General features: G+C 70.0%; 16 protein-coding genes. 11 read left to right on the top strand and 5 right to left on the bottom strand.

What is annotated here, in order from left to right:
* Window positions 1-103 precede the first annotated feature (103 nt).
* Together BLR91_RS17145 and BLR91_RS17140 are read left to right on the top strand one after the other, a co-directional pair.
* On the top strand, window positions 104-1,918 hold the full coding sequence (locus BLR91_RS17145; protein WP_089879721.1) for a hypothetical protein: 1,815 nt from the start codon (window positions 104-106) through the stop codon (window positions 1,916-1,918).
* Window positions 1,893-2,912: an HAD-IIA family hydrolase gene (locus tag BLR91_RS17140; RefSeq protein WP_089879724.1), complete on the top strand. Its 1,020-nt coding sequence runs from the start codon at window positions 1,893-1,895 to the stop codon at window positions 2,910-2,912. The genes BLR91_RS17145 and BLR91_RS17140 overlap by 26 nt, the downstream gene beginning before the upstream one ends.
* 7 nt (window positions 2,913-2,919) lie before the next feature.
* Here the strand turns inward: BLR91_RS17140 and BLR91_RS17135 are convergent, their stop codons facing one another.
* A complete protein-coding gene (locus BLR91_RS17135; protein WP_089879727.1) occupies window positions 2,920-3,912 on the bottom strand; it encodes an o-succinylbenzoate synthase in 993 nt (330 codons plus the stop codon).
* A 56-nt stretch (window positions 3,913-3,968) separates the two neighbouring features.
* Here BLR91_RS17135 and BLR91_RS17130 point away from each other — a divergent pair, with 56 nt between their 5' ends.
* The 3 genes from BLR91_RS17130 to BLR91_RS17120 are packed head-to-tail and all read left to right on the top strand — an operon-like array spanning window position 3,969 to window position 7,099.
* On the top strand, window positions 3,969-4,880 hold the full coding sequence (locus BLR91_RS17130) for a 1,4-dihydroxy-2-naphthoyl-CoA synthase (RefSeq protein ID WP_020076052.1): 912 nt from the start codon (window positions 3,969-3,971) through the stop codon (window positions 4,878-4,880).
* A 9-nt stretch (window positions 4,881-4,889) separates the two neighbouring features.
* Window positions 4,890-6,089 (top strand): AMP-binding protein, encoded by a 1,200-nt coding sequence (locus BLR91_RS17125; RefSeq protein WP_231918977.1) that lies wholly within the window; start codon window positions 4,890-4,892, stop codon window positions 6,087-6,089.
* 26 nt (window positions 6,090-6,115) lie between these two features.
* Window positions 6,116-7,099, top strand: coding sequence for a 1,4-dihydroxy-2-naphthoate polyprenyltransferase (locus tag BLR91_RS17120; protein WP_020076050.1), 984 nt, complete (start codon window positions 6,116-6,118; stop codon window positions 7,097-7,099).
* A 10-nt stretch (window positions 7,100-7,109) separates the two neighbouring features.
* Here the strand turns inward: BLR91_RS17120 and BLR91_RS17115 are convergent, their stop codons facing one another.
* On the bottom strand, window positions 7,110-7,448 hold the full coding sequence (locus BLR91_RS17115; RefSeq protein ID WP_231918976.1) for a DUF4229 domain-containing protein: 339 nt from the start codon (window positions 7,446-7,448) through the stop codon (window positions 7,110-7,112).
* Between the two features lie 42 nt (window positions 7,449-7,490).
* Here BLR91_RS17115 and BLR91_RS17110 point away from each other — a divergent pair, with 42 nt between their 5' ends.
* From BLR91_RS17110 to BLR91_RS17095, 4 genes are all read left to right on the top strand, one after another.
* Complete coding sequence (locus BLR91_RS17110) at window positions 7,491-7,847, top strand: PLD nuclease N-terminal domain-containing protein (RefSeq protein WP_020076048.1); 357 nt, start codon at window positions 7,491-7,493, stop codon at window positions 7,845-7,847.
* Window positions 7,840-9,660 (top strand): 2-succinyl-5-enolpyruvyl-6-hydroxy-3-cyclohexene-1-carboxylic-acid synthase, encoded by a 1,821-nt coding sequence (gene menD, locus BLR91_RS17105; RefSeq protein ID WP_089879732.1) that lies wholly within the window; start codon window positions 7,840-7,842, stop codon window positions 9,658-9,660. Before BLR91_RS17110 ends, menD begins: the two co-directional genes overlap by 8 nt.
* A 48-nt stretch (window positions 9,661-9,708) precedes the next feature.
* Entirely contained in the window at window positions 9,709-10,035 is a 327-nt protein-coding gene (locus BLR91_RS17100) for a nuclear transport factor 2 family protein (RefSeq protein ID WP_018189209.1), read from the top strand.
* Window positions 10,036-10,144: 109 nt separating this feature from the next.
* Window positions 10,145-10,705, top strand: a complete 561-nt coding sequence (locus BLR91_RS17095; RefSeq protein ID WP_018189210.1) for an acyl-CoA thioesterase — start codon at window positions 10,145-10,147, stop codon at window positions 10,703-10,705.
* A 22-nt stretch (window positions 10,706-10,727) separates the two neighbouring features.
* On the opposite strand, the gene BLR91_RS17090 is transcribed toward BLR91_RS17095, so the two are convergent.
* Complete coding sequence (locus BLR91_RS17090; protein ID WP_089879735.1) at window positions 10,728-12,098, bottom strand: FAD-binding oxidoreductase; 1,371 nt, start codon at window positions 12,096-12,098, stop codon at window positions 10,728-10,730.
* An 86-nt stretch (window positions 12,099-12,184) separates the two neighbouring features.
* Between BLR91_RS17090 and BLR91_RS17085 the strand changes: the two genes are divergently transcribed.
* Entirely contained in the window at window positions 12,185-13,168 is a 984-nt protein-coding gene (locus BLR91_RS17085; protein ID WP_172823228.1) for a DNA-3-methyladenine glycosylase family protein, read from the top strand.
* Between the two features lie 11 nt (window positions 13,169-13,179).
* Here the strand turns inward: BLR91_RS17085 and BLR91_RS17080 are convergent, their stop codons facing one another.
* Together BLR91_RS17080 and BLR91_RS17075 are read right to left on the bottom strand one after the other, a co-directional pair.
* Window positions 13,180-13,731, bottom strand: a complete 552-nt coding sequence (locus tag BLR91_RS17080) for an SRPBCC domain-containing protein (protein ID WP_089879738.1) — start codon at window positions 13,729-13,731, stop codon at window positions 13,180-13,182.
* Window positions 13,732-13,816: 85 nt separating this feature from the next.
* A complete protein-coding gene (locus tag BLR91_RS17075; RefSeq protein WP_089879741.1) occupies window positions 13,817-15,406 on the bottom strand; it encodes a phytoene desaturase family protein in 1,590 nt (529 codons plus the stop codon).
* A 94-nt stretch (window positions 15,407-15,500) separates the two neighbouring features.
* On the opposite strand from BLR91_RS17075, the gene BLR91_RS17070 reads away from it, so the two are divergent.
* Window positions 15,501-19,187, top strand: coding sequence for a proline dehydrogenase family protein (locus BLR91_RS17070; protein ID WP_089879744.1), 3,687 nt, complete (start codon window positions 15,501-15,503; stop codon window positions 19,185-19,187).
* The last annotated feature ends 37 nt before the right edge of the window (window positions 19,188-19,224 follow it).

The following is a 19,224-nucleotide window of genomic DNA, read 5'->3' as shown; positions in this document are numbered from 1 at the left end:
GTGAGATGGCCACCCAGTGATGGGTGGCCATTTCGCGTTAACGGGGTCAGTAGCAGTACGAAGCATAGGCTGGGCTCGACCCGCCGACTCGACAGGAGAAGCCGTGAGCGACACACCGGCAGACGAGAACGCCCGGAACGAGCGACCGCGGCGCCAGCAGCCCGACCGATCGAGTCGCGACGGCGCCGGGTACCGACCGGATCGTGGCGGCTCGGGCCAGAGCCGGCGCCCGCGCGAGGACGGCGGGTACCGCTCCTCCCGTGACGGAGATCAGGGCGGTCGCGCACCGCGGAGAGGCGACGGATACCGTCCGTCGCGCAGCGGCGACGGCGACCGTACCCGCGGCGACCGCGCAGACACTGGCCGTCCGCGGACCGGCGGAGACGGGTACCGTCCCAACCGGAACGATGGAGACCACGGCGGTCGACCCCGTGCCGGTGGCGGCGCATCCCGCGACCGTTCGGTATCGGGTGGCGGCACCTGGCGTAACAACCGCGACGGCGGCTCCGGTTCGGACGAGCGTCGTTCGGGCGGCTATCGCTCCGACCGCGGCGGCGCACCTCAGTACCGCGGAGACCGCCCGGAACGCGGTGGATCCGACCGGGACCGCGGACGTTCGCGCGACGACCGTCAGCCCCGTGCGAACGACGGGCGTCCCGCCCGCGAGTGGAAGCCGCGATCGAACGAGGGCCCTGCCCGCGAGTGGAAGCCGCGATCCAACGACGGGCGTCCTGCCCGCGAGTGGAAGCCGCGTGGTGACAACGATGGACGCTCGCGCGAGTGGAGGCCGCGCGGTGACGATCGGCAGTCGCGCGAGTGGAAGCCGCGCGGCGACGGCGGCGACCGGTACCGCGCCGGCGGAGACCGCGGCCGGAGCAACGAGCGGCCGACCCGGTCGGGCGATGGGCCGCGTTCCGGTGGGTTCCGCAACGACCGTCAGGGGCGGCCTCCTCAGAAGGATGGGCTCTGGACCCGCGACGGACGTCCGGCGCGAGGCGATCGGGACGCCCGAGACGAGAGCTGGCGTACGGACGAGGAGGCGCAGCTCGCACGAGAGCTGCAGTCCGTCCGTCCACGCCACGATGACCCGCTCATCCCCGAGGACATTCAGGCCCGGGATCTGCCCGGCGAGGCTCGCGTCGAACTGAAGACGCTCAGCAAGGACAACGCCGACTGGGTCGCCAAGCACCTGGTGATGGCGAGCCGCCTGATCGAGACGGACCCGGAGCTCGCACACCAGCACGCCCTCTCGGCGGCACGTCGAGCCGGGCGGGTCGCCGTGGTCCGCGAGACCCTCGCGATCACCGCGTATGCGATCGGCGATTTCGCCCTCGCGCTGCGTGAGCTGCGCACGTACCGTCGCATCTCCGGATCCAATGACCAGCTGCCGCTGATGGTGGACAGCGAGCGCGGGGTCGGTCGACCTGACCGCGCCCTCGAACTCGGACGCTCCGTCGACCGCGCCACCCTGCCGGCCGACGTGCAGGTGTCGCTCGCGATCGCCATGTCCGGAGCTCGCCTCGACCTCGAACAGCCGGAAGCGGCGTTGGCCGAGTTGGAGATACCGCAACTCGACCCCACCCGGGCGTTCTCGTACAGCGCCGACCTTTTCCACGCCTACGCGGAAGTGCTCGAAGAACTCGGGCGCGACGCCGATGCGGCGCGGTGGCGAGAACTGGCACAGCGCGCTGAAGAGGCCTTCGAGCAGGCAAACGCGACCGACGAACTCGAGACCATCGACGTCATCGAGGAGGAGGTGCTTCTCGACCCCGAGGAATTCTCCGACGAGGCTCCCCTCAGCGAGGACGAGCTCGAGGTGGAAGCGCTCCTCAGCGAGGAAGGCGATGTCGAGCAAGACGATCACACCGACGACGAGGAGGGTGAGCCGACCGATGGCCCTGTTTCGACGGAGCAGTGAGGGCCGGGCGCCGCTCGACGGCGTGGACCTCGTCCTCGCCGATCTGGACGGTGTCGTCTACAAAGGGCCCGACGCCATCCCCCATGCCGTCGAAAGCCTCAACGCCGTTGCTGAAACCACACGAGTCGGTTACATCACGAACAACGCGTCGCGCACAGATGCGTCCGTCGCCGAGCACCTGAATCAGCTCGGCCTGCACGTCGAGCCGAGCGATGTCGTCACGTCCCCGCAGGCGGCCGTGCGACTCCTGGCGCAGCACGTGCCCGCCGGCTCCAGCATCCTGGTGGTCGGTGGAGACGGGCTGGTCGACGAGGTCGTGAAGGGCGGCTTCACGGTGACCCGCTCGGCCGACGAGTCGCCGGCGGCGGTCATCCAGGGCTTCTCGCCCGACGTGGGCTGGGCCGACCTCGCCGAGGCCGCCTTCGCCCTGCAGGGGCGCACCGACGACGAGCGTCCCTGGATCGCGACCAACACCGACTGGACGATCCCGGTCGCCCGAGGCATCGCGCCGGGCAACGGGACCCTGGTGTCAGCCGTCCACACAGCGGTGGGCCGCTTGCCCCTTGTCGCAGGGAAGCCGGAGCGGGCGATCTTCGACGAGGCGGTCGCGCGCTTCCAGGCGCAGAGCCCGCTCTTCATCGGCGATCGGCTCGACACGGACATCCTCGGTGCCAACCGGGCGGGCATCGCCTCCGTCCTCGTCCTCACCGGGATCGACGGCGGAAAGCAGCTGCTCGCTGCTGACGCGGACTCGCGGCCGACGTTCATCGTGCGCGACCTGCGCGGACTCACCGAGCCCTATCCCGAGGTGAAGACGGCGCGGAACGGCGCGGTCAGCGTACGTGACGCAACCGTCACGATCGACGGGAACGACGTCCGCATCGTTTCCGAGGGAAACGACGAGCTCGATCTCCTTCGTGCGGCGTGTGCGGCGATCTGGAACTCGGGCCGAGCCATCTACGGGCTCGAGGTGCCCGAGCGCCTCTACAGCTGACGCCGGATCAGAGTGCGATTCCGCGCTCGAGGAGGCGGTGACACCGTGCGACGCGGTCGAGCCACCATCCGGTGCGCTCGGGGTCGGCCTGCAGCTGGTCCAGTCGCGCGGATGACACGCTCGGACGAATGACCGGGATGCTCCCGTCCACCGGAAGAAGCGGTTCGTCGGCGACGTCCTGCTCGAAGAGGGCGACCGTTCCGAGCCCGCAGTCGAACTCCAGCTCGGGGAGCGCCGCCGCCAGGTGCGCTCCCATGGCGATTCCCACCGAGGTGTCGAGGGCACTGGAGACCACCGCCGGAAGCCCCGCCTCGGCGACGATGCGCTGCGCCGCATCCACCCCGCCCAAGGGTTGCGCCTTCACGATGACGATGTCGGCTGCTCCCGCCCGGGCGACCGCGAGTGGATCGGCGGCCTTCCGCACGCTCTCATCCGCCGCGATCGGAATGCCCATGTAGTGGATGCGACCTCGCAGTTCGGCGAGCTCGTCGACGGTCGCGCACGGCTGCTCCACGTATTCGAGATCGAAGGGCGCGAGGGCATGGATGGCGTGCTCGGCCTCATCGAGGTTCCAGAGCGTGTTGGCGTCGACGCGCACGCGGCCCTCGGGGCCGAGCAACTCGCGGACCACCCGCACCCGCGCGACATCGTCGGCCAGGGTCTGGCCGCGTTCGGCGACCTTGACCTTCGCGGTCCGGGCGCCGGGGAACCGAGCGAGCACAGTCGGCACCTCGTCGGCGGCGACGGCCGGGACCGTGGCGTTCACCGGGATGCGGTCCCGGAGAGGCGTGGGCGTCGCCCTCCAGCCGAAGTCGATCGCCGCCCGCAGCCAGGAGGTCGCTTCCTCGTCGTCGTATTCGACGAACGGCGAGAACTCCGTCCACCCGAATGGGCCCTCGATGAGCACCGCCTCGCGCACCGTGATCCCGCGGAAGCGGGTGGTCATCGGGAGCGAGACCACGCGTGAAGTTGCCAACAGGTCGGCGAGGTCCGGCACCATTCCACAAGTTTTGCACGAGCCGGTCGGCTCGGGACGGCGAACCGTAGGCTGGATCCATGCAAGCGGACGTCTCAGAACTCTTCGACCCGGAGGTATGGCGCGAGGTCACCGGCTTCGATGGCCTCACCGACATCACCTACCATCACGACGTCAGCGGGAGGATCGCACGGGTGGCGTTCGACCGCCCGGAGGTGCGGAACGCCTTCCGCCCGCGCACGGTCGACGAGCTCTACGCGGTGCTGGAAGACGCCCGCACCAATCCCCGGATCGGTGTGGTGCTCCTGACCGGCAATGGACCGAGCCCGAAAGACGGCGGCTGGGCGTTCTGCTCGGGCGGCGACCAGCGGATCCGGGGGCGCGACGGCTACAAATACGCGGAGGGGGAGACGGCGTCCTCCATCGATGCCGCGCGCGGCGGCCGATTGCACATCCTCGAGGTGCAGCGCCTCATCCGCTTCATGCCGAAGGTCGTGATCGCGGTGGTCCCCGGGTGGGCCGCCGGCGGTGGGCACTCGCTGCACGTCGTGTGCGATCTCACGATCGCGAGCGCGGAGCACGGCCGGTTCAAGCAGACGGATGCCGATGTCGGGTCCTTCGACGCGGGATACGGCTCCGCCTACTTCGCACGGCAGGTCGGCCAGAAGTTCGGCCGGGAGGTGTTCTTCCTGGCGCGCGAATACTCGGCGCAACGGGCGTATGAGCGCGGCGCCGTCAACGCGGTCGTTCCGCACGAGGAGCTGGAGTCCGTGGCTGTCGAATGGGCGAACGAGATCCTGACGAAGTCGCCCACCGCCATCCGGATGCTCAAGTACGCCTTCAATGCGGTCGACGACGGGCTGGTGGGGCAGCAGCTGTTCGCGGGGGAGGCGACGCGGCTCGCCTACGGGACGGACGAGGCGGTCGAAGGCCGCGACGCGTTCCTGGAGAAGCGGGAGCCGGACTGGTCGCCGTTCCCCTGGCAGTACTGAGGCAGTGAGATGACCCGAAAGCTCCGCGTCATCGATGCGTCGCGTCCGGAGGAGGTGTTTGTCGCCTTGCGGGAGGCGCTGACCGCCGGGGGTGCGGCGGTCGTTCCTCGCAGTGCTCCCTCCGGCACTCGATCAGTGCCGGAGCCTGGGGCAGCACCGGAGCCGTGGCCGAGTGCGGGAGAGCGCGTCGCGCAGAACGTGGCGCTCGTGATCGAGACGTCCGGATCGACGGGAGTGCCGAAGCGGGTCGCCCTCTCCGCGGATGCCCTGCTGGCGAGCGCGGCTGCGTCCGCGAGTACTCTCGGTGGACAAGGCCAGTGGCTGCTGGCGCTCCCCACGCACTACGTGGCCGGCGCGCAGGTGCTTGTGAGATCGCTCGCCGCCGAGACCGAGCCCATCCTCTACGGCGGAGGGCACTTCGAGGCGGAACGGTTCGCATCCCTCGCCCAGGAACTCGACCATGACCTGCGCTTCACGTCGCTCGTCCCGGTCCAATTGGCGCGGCTCGTGGAAGCGGCGGAAGCGGGTTCCCGCACCGTGGCGGACGCATTGCGGCGGTTCGACGGCATCCTGGTCGGCGGACAGGCGCTCTCGACGCAGTTGCGCGAGCGCGCGGAGGCGATCGGAGCGCGCATCGTGAGCACCTACGGTTCGAGCGAGACAGCGGGCGGGTGCGTGTATGACGGGGTCCCGATCGGGACGGCGGTCGTTCGCACTGTGGACGGACAGCTGGAGATCTCCGGGCCGATGCTCGCGGAGGGGTACCTGGGCGATCCCGATCGGACCGCGGCCGCATTCCACGAGGCGGACGATGCTCGCTGGTACCGGACCGGCGACCTCGGCTCCGTGGATGACGCCGGACGCGTGACGGTGCTGGGTCGAGCGGACAACGTGATCATCTCCGGCGGCGAGAAGGTGCTGCTCGACGCGGTCGAGCGGGCGGTGCGCGAACACCCGGGGCTTCACGAGGCCGTCGTGGTTGCGGCGGAGGATGCACGCTGGGGACAGGTGCCCGTGGTAGTTGTCGAGGTGAGTGGCGAGGCGACATCCTCGGCGACGCTCGAGATGCTGCGCCGTGCTGTCAGAGAGCGTCTGGGGCGTGCGGCCGCGCCGGCCCGGATCGTCGAAGTGGACCGTCTTCCCCGGCTGGACAGCGGCAAGCCGGATCGGGTCGCGCTCGCGCGGCTGGCCGCTGCGCTGGAGGCATAGCCCGTGTCGTTACAATTCGCTCTGTGATGAGTCAGAACAAGCCCCGCATGGAGCGCATGGCGCCGCAGACCTCCCGCGGGCCGCGCGGCGGCCGGAGTCGACGTCCCGGAGCAGCCTCCGCTCCCGCGAAGCCCGCGACGACCGCTGACTGGATCGCCGGCGCGCGCCTCCGCACTCTTCCGCTCGCCATCGCACCGGTCCTGATCGGTGTCGGCGCCGCGAAGGTCGCCGAGGGGCCGGGCGTCTGGCACCCGGTCCGGGCGTTGCTCTGCCTCGCCGTGGCCGTCCTGCTGCAGATCGGCGTCAATTACGCCAACGACTACTCGGACGGCGTCCGGGGAACGGACGAGTTCCGGGTCGGACCGGGGCGCCTCACCGGGTCCGGCAAGGCGACACCGCGCGCTGTGTTGACCGTCGCCCTCACCTTCTTCGGGCTGGCGGCCGTCGCCGGTCTCATCCTGGTGATCCTGACGCAGTACTGGTGGGTCCTGATCGTCGGCGCTGCCGCCATCGCAGCGGCGTGGTTCTACACCGGCGGCAAGCGGCCCTACGGGTACTACGGCCTGGGCGAGGTCTTCGTCTTCGTCTTCTTCGGGCTCGTCGCCACGGCCGGAACGACCTACATGCTCGCCGGCCTCGTCAACCAGGAGGCCTGGTACGGCGGAGTGATCGCCGGTCTCATCGCGTGTGCGGTCCTCATGGTGAACAACATTCGCGACATCGAACCAGACAAGCTGGCGGGCAAGCGGACGCTCGCGGTCCTGCTCGGCCGGGTCGCATCCCGCATCGTGTTCTGCGTGCTGCTGTTGGTGCCCTTCGGCATCCTCGCGGTGCTGGCCGTGTTCTACCCGTTCGCCTGGTACGGGATGTTCGCCCTCCTGGCGGCGCTGCCCGCCTGTGTGATCACACTCTTCAGCCGTACGCCGCGCGAGCTCATCACCGCGCTGCAGTTAACGAGTCTCACGGGTCTGCTGGTGGGGATCGCCCTCGGCGCTGCGTACGCGTTCTGACGCGGGGGCGTCAGTCCCGCTTGCGCTCCCGCGGCTCGGCGGTGGCGTTGTCGACCGTGGCCTCGTCGGCCTCAGCGTTGTCGACCGCCGCGTTGTCGACCGCCGCGTCCTCGACGTCGTCGTCCTCCGACCGCACCGGCTTCTCGCGGTGACGGACCGCATACAGATCGGACGACACCGCGTTGCGCGGACGGCTCAGGAAGATGTACGAGAGGCACAGTCCGATCAGCGCGGCCGCGATGACAGCGAGCCACCAGACGAGGCCCACCAGAAGCAGGATCACGAGCGGCACCGCGAACACCAGAAGGCGCAGCACGGTGTAGGTGATCCAAGAGGGAATCCGCTTCACCCTCCCAGCTTAGAGAGCGTCTCTGAGAGTTACGATTGACCCATGGTTCGCCTCTGGATAGCCCTCGGCGTCGCAGCCGTGGTGTTCTACATCTATTCGGTGGCAGACTGCGCCCTGTTCGACCGTTCTCGTGTGCGTGGCCTTCCGAAGCCCGTGTGGCTGCTCGTCATCATCCTGTTCCCGGTCATCGGCGGGATCCTCTGGTTCCTGATAGGCCGGGGCCGTCGGAAGGCGGACCTCGCGCGTCGCGTGAGCGCACCGGACGACGACCCCGAATTCCTGGGCAAGCTCCGGATGGACCACGACCAGGAGGAGCGCATCCGGCAGCTCGAGAAGGAGCTCGCCGAGCTGGACGACAACGGTCCCGACAACGATCAGACCGGCCGCCGGGATGGGTGACCGCCCGCACGCGGGCGACGTCACCTCGGTCGGCACGAGTCCGGTCGATCCGGGCATGAGCGCCGCCAGCGGCAGCGCGATCACGGGGAATCCGGCGACGGACTTCTCGCTGGCGCTTCTGAGCGCCCTCGTACGAAACGGAGTCCGTGACCTGGTCGTGAGCCCGGGTTCCCGGTCGCAGGCGCTCGCGCTCGCCGCGGCCGAGCTCGAGCGATCCGGCTCCGCGCGGCTGCACGTGCGCATCGACGAGCGCTCCGGCGGCTTCCTCGCCCTGGGGCTGGCCCGCGAGACCGGCGCCCCCGCCGTGGTCGTCACCACGAGCGGCACCGCCACCGCGAACCTGCACCCGGCCGTCCTCGAAGCCCACGAGGCCGGCATCCCGCTGATCATCGTCACAGGTGATCGACCGGAGGAGCTTCGCGGCATCCGCTCGAACCAGACCACGCAGCAGGACGGTCTCTACGCATCCGCCGTCCACTGGTCGGACGATGTGGACGCGCCGACGGGTGAGCCAGGAGAGGCCGATCGCGCGTCCACCCTCGGTGCAGCGGCGGTCCGCGCGGCAGTCGGCGCCGACACCGCGGATCCCGGGCCGGTCCACCTGAACGTCGCGTTCCGCGAACCGCTCTCCGTGGCAGTCCCGCCGCTGCCCGAACCGATCGCTGGCACGCTGCCCGTGACCGCCGGGCCGGACGCGCTCGGACGCGAGGTCGTCTCGGTCGGGGGCGGACCGAAGACCGTCGTCGTCGCGGGCGCCGACGCCGGGCCGATGGCCGAGGAATTCGCCCGCGACGGCGGGTTCCCACTCCTGGCCGAGGTCTCCAGCGGCGCCCACTTCGGACCGAACCTCGTCGTGTCGTACCGGGAGCTGCTGAGCGACGACACGTTCGGCGGTGCCGTCGAGCGGGCGATCGTGTTCGGGCATCCCACGCTCAGCAGGGAAGTGCCGGCGTTGCTCACCCGTGACGACGTGGAGGTCGTCGTCGTCGCTCCCACCGGGGCGCAGGCGTACAACCCCGGGCACCGGGCGCGCATCGTCGGCGGGGTCCGGGCCGCCGAGACGATCGACGTCCGCTCGCCAGAGGTCAGGGGATGGGTCGGCCGGTGGGTGTTCGCCAGCCGGCGCATCGCCGAGCTCGCGGAACGCGAAGCGGACCCCGCCGCGGTCGCACCGGATGTGGAGAAGGCCCGCTCGTTCAATCCGGCCGACGCCCTCGCCTTCGCCTCCGCCGAACTCGCGGCCATCCGCGCTCCGATCACGCGCGCACTGCTCGCGGAGGCGGTCTGGCGCTACACCTGGCCGCACGACCGGCTGGTGCTCGGCGCATCCCGCCTCATCCGGGACGTGGACCGCATCGTGCCGGGCAAGAAGATCGCCGTGCACGCCAACCGCGGGCTCGCCGGCATCGACGGAACCATCGCCACGGCGACGGGGATCGCGCTCGCGAGCCAGACAGCGGCACGCGCGGCCGGCACCCCGAGCGGAGTCACCCGTGTTCTGCTGGGTGACCTGGCGCTGCTGCACGACGTCGGTTCATTGCTCTTTGGCGCGGGGGAGACGCGCCCGCACCTGCAGGTCATCGTGGGCAACGACGGCGGCGGCACGATCTTCGACGGGCTGGAGGTCGCCGCCACCGCCAGCTCCGACGCCTTCGACCGCGTCCTCTACACGCCCCAGGCGGTCGACATCTCGGCGCTCGCGAAAGCCTATGGCTGGCACCACGCCGTCGCCCGCACCAAGGGCGAGCTCGACCAGGCGCTCTCCGCACCGCTGGCCGGCACGAGCATCGTGGAGGTTCCGCTGCCGCGCTGAACGTGCTGAGATTCTCCTCGGACCCACCGACGAAGACAGGAGACAGCCATGGCGCAGGACGGACTGCCCGAACCCATCCAGCGGTTCATCGACACGACCAACGAGGGCGATTCCGCCGCGTTCGTCGACACTTTCACCGACGACGCCTATCTGAACGACTGGGGTCGGGAGTTCCATGGCCACGCCGGGGTGCGGAGCTGGGACAGCACCGACAACATCGGCGTGAAGTCGCACTTCGAGCTCGTCGACGCCCACGAAGGCTCGCCCGGCACCTGGATCGTCACCCTGACGGTGACGGGCGACGGATTCAACGGGACGGGCCCGATGGAGTTCCAGCTGCGCGACGGTCGCATCGCCAGCCTTCGCATCAGCTGATCTCATCCCGTCGATGTGATGCGGAGCGCACAAGCCGCATCCACCCCGGCCGACCGGTGCTTGGAGACATCGCACAACGAATGCGCCGTTGCGGTGGCGGATCACTAACATGATCGCCGTGCACATGATCTTTCGGACGATGCTTCACGCGATCATCTCCCGATTCGGAGCGCGGCTCGGCCACTGGGATGTGGCGCGCACGAAGTTCCGCGTCCTGCCGACGGACCTCGACATCCTGAAGCACATGAACAACGGCGTGTACCTGTCCATCGCCGACATCGGCCGCTTCGACCTGTTGATGCGCAACGGCGTCTGGGCCATCTTCAAGAAGCGCGGCTGGTACCCGGTCGTCGCGTCGGAGACCATCTCCTTCCGCAAGTCGCTGGAGCTGTGGCAGCCGTTCGTCGTCGAGTCGCGCATCCTCGGCTTCGACGAGAAGGCCGTCTACGTCGAGCAGAGGTTCACCGTCGACGGCGAGATCTACACGCAGGCGTTCATCCGCGGGCGCTTCCTCAAGCGCGGCGGCGGCATCGTCACGATCGACGAACTGCTGGAGGCCGTCGGCCCGTCGCCGACCGATGTCACCGTCCCCGAGTGGCTGCGTGCCTGGGGAGCGGATGCGGCCCTCCCGTCGACGCGCGTCGAGGCGCCGAGCATCTGGAGCGAGTGACGCCCGCGGACCGGGCCGCCGGTCAGGCCGGCCCGAACGCGAAGACGCGGTCCGGATCCCACTGACGACGGACGACCTCGAGCCGTTCCGAGATCACCGGCGGCCACACCCTCTCGAACGCAGCACGGTCTGAAAGGTCACCGGCGAAGTTGACGTTGGTGATCGCGGAGACCGTGTCCTGCAACGCCTCGGCGATCGCCTGGGCACGGGCGGGTGCGGCGTCGGCGAAACTCGACGGATCGCCCGCGATCAGGCTGAGCGTGTAGCCGCTGTCCCGGCCGCCGACCGAGCTGCCGTCCTCCGTGTCGCGTGCGGTCGCTCCGCCCAGCTGGCGGATCTCGGTCGCGACGAAGGGCGATCCGGACCCGGGCCCAGCGAGTTCGAGGATCACGTCGGCCGAGTCCTGGTCGAAGGAGTCGAGCATGAGTCCACGGATCCAGGTCGGACCGCCCTCCTCGGGATCGCTGTGGATGCTCGCCACAGCGGTGGTCGGCATCTCGGCCACGAAGTCGAGGGAGACCGGGGCCGCCGCCCGGATGGGAGCGAAGAGCCGCTCGCCCTCGGCCGGATCACCCGGGTAGGCGAAACGGACGCTGAGGAGCGTGCGGCCGCGCAGGAAGGGAGGCGGTCCGTCCACGTCCGGCACGTTGAGGAGCACCACCGAGGTGGTCGCCTCGTCCGGCAGCTCCACGGACCAGTCGACCCAGGCGCGCAACGCCGGCTCGATGGCCCCGCCTTCGAAGAACACGCTGCCGCCGTAGAGCGAGCGCAGCTCCACCAGCTCGAGGGTCATCTCGGTGACGATGGCCAGCCCGCCCTTGCCACCACGGAGCGCCCAGAAGAGGTCTGGATTCGTCTCGCGGTCGGCGGTGACCAGCTCGCCGTCCGCGGTGACGACACGGAACCCGCGCACCCAGTCGCTGGTGAAGCCGTAGCGGCGGGCGAGCGGTCCGACCCCGCCGCCCAGGGTGTAGCCGACCGCACCGACGCTGGTCGACGAGCCGGTGACCGGAGCCAGTCCGTGCTCGGCCGCGGCGACGATGACCGGTGCCCAGCGCAGGCCTGCGCCGATGCGGGCCAGCCGGGACGCGGGGTCGATGGAGAGCCCGTCCAGACCGCGCGTCGAGACGATCATGCCCCCGACGATCGGTGTCTCCGCGCCGTGGCCGGTCGCCTGGACGCGCACCGGGACTCCGGCTTCGCGGGCGAAGCGCACAGCCTCCGCGACGTCGTCCTCGGATTCGACAGCGACCACGATGTACGGATCGTGGCGGATCGCCGGGTTGAAGCAGGCGACCTCCGCCGCGAGGCCCTCGTCACCTCGGACGTAGACGATGCCGGTGATGGCGTCGCGCAGGCGCGCGACAGCGTTCGTGTCGAGTTCGATTCCCATGGGGGAAATGTAGGGGAGGCCACCGACATGAGGGAACCCCATCTTCGTGACGAGTCGGTGTCAGGTGCGTGACGTAGCATTCGAGCATGTCCGCCGTCCTGCCCTCCGCCCCCGCGTCAGCGGCGGGTGCGACGGCGCGCGCCGCGGCATCGGCGCCGGACGCCGAGACGGTGTACCGGCCGACCGGGACGCTCGATCTCTCGGGGACGCTCGCGCCGCTCGGTCGTGGTCCGTACGACCCCACCACGACGTGGGACCTGCGGGGGATGTGGCGCACCTGGCGTACGCCGATGGGCGCGGCGACTCTGCGCATCCATCGGGCGTCCGGCGGCGGCGTCTCGGCCTCCGCGTGGGGGCCGGGAGCGGAATGGGCGATCGATGCCGTTCCGAGCCTGCTCGGCCGGGACGACGACTGGTCGGGGCTCGACGTCGCGCGTCATCCCCTGCTCCGCGACAGCCTGCACCGCAATCCGGGTCTGCGGCTGGCGCGGACCGGCCGGATGCTGGAGGCGCTCATCCCCGCCATCATCGAGCAGCGCGTGACCAGCATCGAGGCCTACCGTTCGTGGTCACGGCTCCTCCGCTGGTACGGCGAGCCTGCGCCCGGCCCCGCTCCGGAGGGGATGCGCGTAACGCCGACACTCGAGCAGTGGCGCGGCATCCCGTCGTGGGAGTGGCACCGCGCAGGTGTCGATCCTCGCCGGGCGCGAGCAGTGCAGGCGGTGCTCGCAGTGGCGCCGTCCCTCGAACGTGCGACCGACAGGGCGTCGACCCTTGTCGAGGCGGAGACGGTGCTGCAGACCATCCCCGGCGTCGGCCTGTGGACGGCGGCGGAGACGCTTCAGCGCTCTCACGGCCACCCCGATCTGGTCAGCGTCGGCGACTACCACCTCGCGCACCAGGTCGGTGAAGCGCTCATCGGCCGACGGGTCGACGACGACGGGATGCTCGAACTGCTCGAGCCCTGGGCCGGTCATCGGCAGCGCGTCGTGCGCCTGATCTTCGCGAGCGGCTTCCGCTTCCAGCGGCGCGGCCCGCGCGTGACGCTGCAGGAGCACCGCTGGCACTGAGCCAGCTGAGGTCAGCCGTTCGTTCCCGCCCGCGCGGCGGTGTGCTCCGACCGCAGGTCGCGGTCGAGTTCGCGGCACAGCGTCCGGTAGTGATCGGTCATGGCGGGGCTGTAGCTGCTCCACTCGGGAAGCGGCTTGTGATCGTGCGCGGCCACCAGACGGTCGAGGTAGTAGTCCCAGCGGGGTCCGGAGTCCGCCTCCTCCACGAGCGACCGCAACCGTCGGCCGAGAGTGACCGTGGTGTGGCCGCTCGCCTCGCGAAGATGCACGAACATCCGGTGGGATGCGCCCGCTCCTCCGACGTCCGCGTGGAGCCGGTGCGGCGCCGAGCACTCCATCACGGACACGTCCTGCCACTCGGCGTCGTCGCCGTCGGCGGTCAGACGGAACTTGACCGCCCCGGTCGACCCGGTGCCTTTGTATTCGCCCAGCCATTCCGCGAGCCGTGGCGAGCGGCTGAAGAAGGTCCACACCTCCTCGATGGGCGCTTTGAACATCCGGTCGAGGACGAGGTAGACCCCGTCGTCCTTGCGGACCAGTCTTCCTGTCGGCTGCGGCATCATGATGACCTCCGTCGGCTCAGCCTCTGGTGATCCACACACTAGTCACGCTCGCCCGGAATCGGCAGAGGGCGGCTTGCGAGTGCTCTCAGCCTTCGAGCACGGCCATCGCCGCGTTGTGTCCGCCGAGTCCGCTGACCGCGCCACCGCGCCGCGCGCCGGACCCGCACATCAGGATGCGCGGATGCCGTGTCGAGACGCCCCAGCGCTCGGCCGGGGTGTCGAGGGCGTCGTCGTCCTCGGCGAACGGCCAGGAGAGGGGCCCGTGGAAGATGTTGCCGCCCGGCATGTTGAGCGCCTGCTCGAGGTCTCGTGTGGTCTTCGTCTCGACGCACAGGTTGCCGTCCGCGTCGGTCAGCAGGAGGTCTTCGATCGGCTCGGCCAGGACCGAGTTGAGGGAGGCGAGCACCGCATCCTGAAGCCGCTGACGGGTGGCGTCGTTGTTCTCGTCCGTGAGCCAACGGTCGGGCGTGTGCAGCCCGAACACCGTGATGGTCTGGGCGCCGGTCTCGGCGAGCTCCGGGTCGAGGATGCTCGGGTCGGCCAGGGTGTGGCAGTAGATCTCGCAGGGGAGGAGGTCGGGCATCACTCCGCGGGTCATGCCCGAGTAGGCCTCCTCGAGCTGTGTGTAGGTCTCGTTGATGTGGAAGGTCCCGCCGAACGCCGCCTTCGGGTCGATCGCCTCGTCGCGCAGTCGCGGGAGGCGCTTCAGGAGCAGGTTGACCTTCACCTGGGCGCCCTCGGCCTTCGGAGCGGCCGGCTCTGCGGTCTCGCCCAGCAGCCGGTCGAGGACGCCGGGGGCGACGTTGGCGAGCACGTGGCGCCCGACCACCCGTCGTTCGTGGCCGTTGCGCCGGTACTCGACGGTCCCGTCCGGGTCGATCCTCGTCACCTCTGCGCCGGTCACGATGCGGGCGCCGGCCTCACGCGCGACACGGGCCAGCTCGCCGGTGACGGCGCCCATCCCGCCGACCGGGACATCCCACTCGCCCGTCCCCTGGCCGATGACGTGATAGAGGAAGCACCGGTTCTGCGCGAGTCCCGGATCACCGAGGCTGGCGAAGGTGCCGATGAGGGCGTCCGTCGCGACGACCCCGCGGACCAGATCGCTCTGGAGGCGCGACTCGATGAACTCGCCGATCGGACGCTCGATCATGGCCTGCCACAGCTCGTCGTCGCCGACCAGCGCCCGCGCCTCCGTTCGCGTCAGGAGGGGCTCTGTCACGGTCGGCCAGAGTGCGCGGGCCAGCTCGCCGGTGCTCTCGTAGACGCCGTCGAAGGTGTCCGCGTCGTCGGCCGCGCCGATCCGGGCGAAGGATGCCGCGGTCGCCGTCGCGTCCGTGTTGTCGATCAGCAGTCCCGCGCCGTCGGGGTCGCCGGGAACCGGCGTGTACGACGAGTAGCGGCGGCGGGCCAGGCGGATGTGGAGGCCGAGGTCGTCGATGATGCGCTGCGGCAGCAGGCTGACCAGATAGGAGTAGCGCGAGAGGCGCGCTTCGACGCCCGCGAACGCCTGCGCGCTGACCGCGGCGCCGCCCACCTCGTCCAGTCGCTCGAGCAGGATGACGGACTTGCCGGCGCGCGCGAGGTACGCCGCGGCAGTGAGGCCGTTGTGCCCGCCTCCGACGATCACGATGTCGTGCGTCGCGGCGGTGGACGAGAGGGAGCGGTCGGTCATGGAATCGACTCTAGCCGCGGTGGATAACCGTCAGTTCTCTACATCTTCAGGTCGCTTCCGGGGCCGCCCAGCGCCGGGTAATAGTGTCGTCATCATGGTCGACACAACGGATGGCGCCGAGGCGCGCCCGGCGACGATCGCTCACGAGGCGGTCGAGCTGGTGCAGCGCTGGCTCGCCGAGAGCGCGCGTGGGGACGACGGCTCCGCGCCCCGCCAGGATCCCGCCGCCGAGAGACTCGCGGGGGTGCTCAGCGACCCGCACGGTCTCGACTTCGCCGTGGGCTTCGTCGACGGCGTGGCTCGACCGCAAGACCTGTTCGTCGCCGGGTACAACCTGCAGCGGGTGGCCAAGCGAATCCCCGCTTTCCTGCCGTGGTACATGCGGTTCGCGATCTGGCTGGGCGGCGTGTTCGGTCCGGTCCTTCCCTGGGTGGTGATCCCGATCGCCCGCCGCGTGCTGCGGCGGATGGTGGGGCACCTCGTGGTCGATGCGACACCAGAGAAGCTGGGGCCGGCGATCGCGCGGCTCCGGTCGCCCGACGACCCCGACGGTCATGGAGCACGGCTCAACCTGAACCTGCTCGGGGAGGCGGTGCTCGGCGAGAAGGAGGCGCTTCGGCGGCTTGAGGGGACCCGGACCCTCCTCGCCCGGGACGACGTGGACTACGTCTCCATCAAGGTGTCCTCGATCGCGTCGCAGCTGTCGATGTGGGCGTTCGACGAGACGGTCGAGCGCGTGGTGGAACGGCTCAGCCCTCTGTACGAGTTCGCCGCGGCGTCGCCGACCCCGAAGTTCATCAACCTCGATATGGAGGAGTACCGCGACCTCGATCTGACGATGGCGGTCTTCACCAGCATCCTCAGCAAGCCGCAGCTGCTCGGGCTCGAGGCGGGCATCGTGCTGCAGGCGTACCTGCCGGACGCTCTGGACGCGCTGCAGACGCTGACCGAGTGGTCGACCCAGCGGCGCGCGCAGGGTGGAGCGCCGATCAAGATCCGGGTCGTCAAGGGAGCGAACCTCGCGATGGAGCGCGTGGACGCAACGATCCACGGTTGGCCGCTCGCCACGTACGGCACGAAGCAGTCGACCGACGCGAACTACAAGCGGGTGCTCGACTGGGCTCTGACTCCGGAACACACGGATGCCGTCAAGATCGGCATCGCGGGGCACAACCTCTTCGACATCGCGTACGCCTGGCTGCTCGCACAGAAGCGGGGAGTCACCGCCCGGATCGACTTCGAGATGCTGCTCGGAATGGCGACCGCCCAGGCGGAGGCGGTCAAACGCACGGTGGGTGAGCTCCTGCTGTACACCCCGGTCGTCGACCCCCGAGAGTTCGACGTGGCGATCTCGTACCTGATCCGCCGTCTGGAAGAGAACGCCAGTACCGAGAACTTCATGTCGGCCGTGTTCCAGCTCGGCTCCGACCCGGAGCTGTTCGAGCGTGAGAAGCAGCGCTTCCTCGCGTCCGTCGCCGAGTTCGAGAGTGACTCCGGGCCGCGCGGTACTGCGCCGGTCCCGAACCGGCAGCAGGATCGCGCGCGAGAGTGGGAAGAAGCGTCGGCGCCGTCCTTCACGCGTCCTCCGGCCCCGCCCGCCCCTGCCGTGCCCGCGACGCCCGAAGAGCAGGGGCTCACGAGCGTGGTGCTGGGACTGACCCGAGGGTCGGGCGGCATCGAGCTGACTCCGCCGGACGAGGCTGCGGCGCCCGGCACTGCCGCCGCGGTGGTCCCGTCGGCTGAGGCCGACGACTTCCGGAATGCGCCGGACACCGACCCGTCCCGCGCGACGAACCGCGCGTGGGGCAAGCGTATCCTCGCCCGCTCCGCCACCTCGTCTCTCGGCGCGGAGACCATCGCCGGTGCGGCCGTCCGGGACGCGGGACGTCTCGACGTCATCCTCGGAATGGTCGCCGAGGCCGGTCGGGAGTGGGGTGCGCGTTCCGGCCACGACCGCGCAGCGATCCTCGACCGCGCCGGGCATGCTCTCGAGGCCAACCGAGATCGCCTGATCGAGGTGATGGCGGCCGAGACCGGCAAGACCATCGCGGAAGCGGACCCGGAGGTCAGCGAAGCGGCCGACTTCGCCCACTACTACGCCACCCGCGCCCGGGAGCTGGACGCGGTACAGGGCGCGCAGTTCGTCCCGAGTGCCCTGACCGTTGTGGCTCCGCCGTGGAACTTCCCCGTCGCCATCCCCGCCGGGTCGGTGCTGGCCGCGCTCGCCGCTGGGAGCGGTGTGATCATCAAGCCGGCTCCCCAGGCCCGGCGGTCCGCTGCAGTGATGGTGGAGGCGCTCTGGGAGTCCGGCATCCCTCGGCACCTGCTCGCCTTGGTCGACGTCGCCGAGAACGAGCTCGGCCAGCAGCTGATCGCCGACCGCCGGGTCGACCGGGTCATCCTCACCGGTTCGTACGAGACGGCGAAGCTGTTCCGGTCCTGGCGTCCGGATCTGCCGCTCCTCGCCGAGACCAGCGGCAAGAACGCCATCATCGTGACTCCGAGCGCCGACTACGACCTCGCTGTCTCCGACATCGTCAAGAGCGCCTTCGGCCATGCCGGTCAGAAGTGCTCCGCCGCGAGCCTCGTCATCCTGGTCGGCTCGGTCGCCAAGTCCGAACGCTTCCGCAACCAGCTCGTGGATGCGGTGGTCAGCCTGCGGGTCGGCTACCCGCAGGATGCGGTCAGCCAGATGGGTCCGCTCATCGAGCCGGCGTCGGGCAAGCTGCTCCACGCGCTCACGACTCTGGGCGCCGAGGAGGAGTGGCTCGTCGAACCGCGCCGCCTCGACGACACCGGGCGGCTCTGGACCCCCGGGGTGCGTACCGGCGTCCAGCCCGGCTCGTACTTCCACCTGACGGAGTTCTTCGGGCCGGTACTGGGCATTATGACGGCGCGTGACCTGGACGAGGCGATCCGCTATCAGAACGCCGTCGAGTACGGGCTCACCGCCGGGCTGCACTCTCTCGACCGGGACGAGCTCGTTCACTGGCTCGACACTGTCGAGGCAGGCAACCTGTACGTGAACCGCGGAATCACCGGTGCCATCGTGCGCCGACAGCCGTTCGGTGGATGGAAGCGGTCCTCCGTCGGAGCCGGAACCAAGGCCGGAGGACCCAACTATCTGCTCGGGCTCGGGAGCTGGATCCCCGAGGCCGGGCACTCGAGCTCGAGCCTGCACCTCCGGGGTTTGGAGACCCGGGTCTCCGACCTCATCGAGTCCGGGCAGTCGTCGATGGACTATCCGTCGTTCGACCTCGTCCGGCGGTCCGCCCTGAGTGACGCCATCGCCGTCGCGACCGAATACCACCGGGTGAAGGACGTCTCGGGGCTCGGCGTCGAACGCAACCTCTTCCGGTACCGGCCGGTGCCCGTGGCCATCCGGCTCTCCGAGGGCAGCTCGCTGCCCGAACTGCTCCGCGTGATGGCGGCCGGGACGGTGGCACGCTCGCCGTTCTCGGTCAGCACTCCGGTGAAGCTGCCGCGGGGGATGCACGCGCTTCTGCGCGAGCGGGAGATCGAGGTCGTGGTCGAGTCCGACGCGCACTGGCTGTCCCGAATCCGGGCGCACCGCGTCCCGGCCCATCGCATCCGGCTCATCGGTGGGGATCCGGTCGCGCTCGCGACGGCTCTGGGCGGCAGCCCCGACGTCGCGGTCTACAGCGGACCGGTCACGCCGTCCGGGAGGGTCGAGGTGCTCACGTTCCTCCACGAGCAGGCCATCTCGATCACGAACCACCGCTTCGGCAACCCGACGCACCTGTCGGACGACATCCTCTGAGCCTATTCCGACCCATCCCGACCGCACCCCGAGTGGA

It is taken from the genome of Leifsonia sp. 466MF (assembly GCF_900100265.1).
Lineage (GTDB): Bacteria > Actinomycetota > Actinomycetes > Actinomycetales > Microbacteriaceae > Leifsonia.
This window is presented reverse-complemented; position numbering and strand designations above follow the sequence as displayed.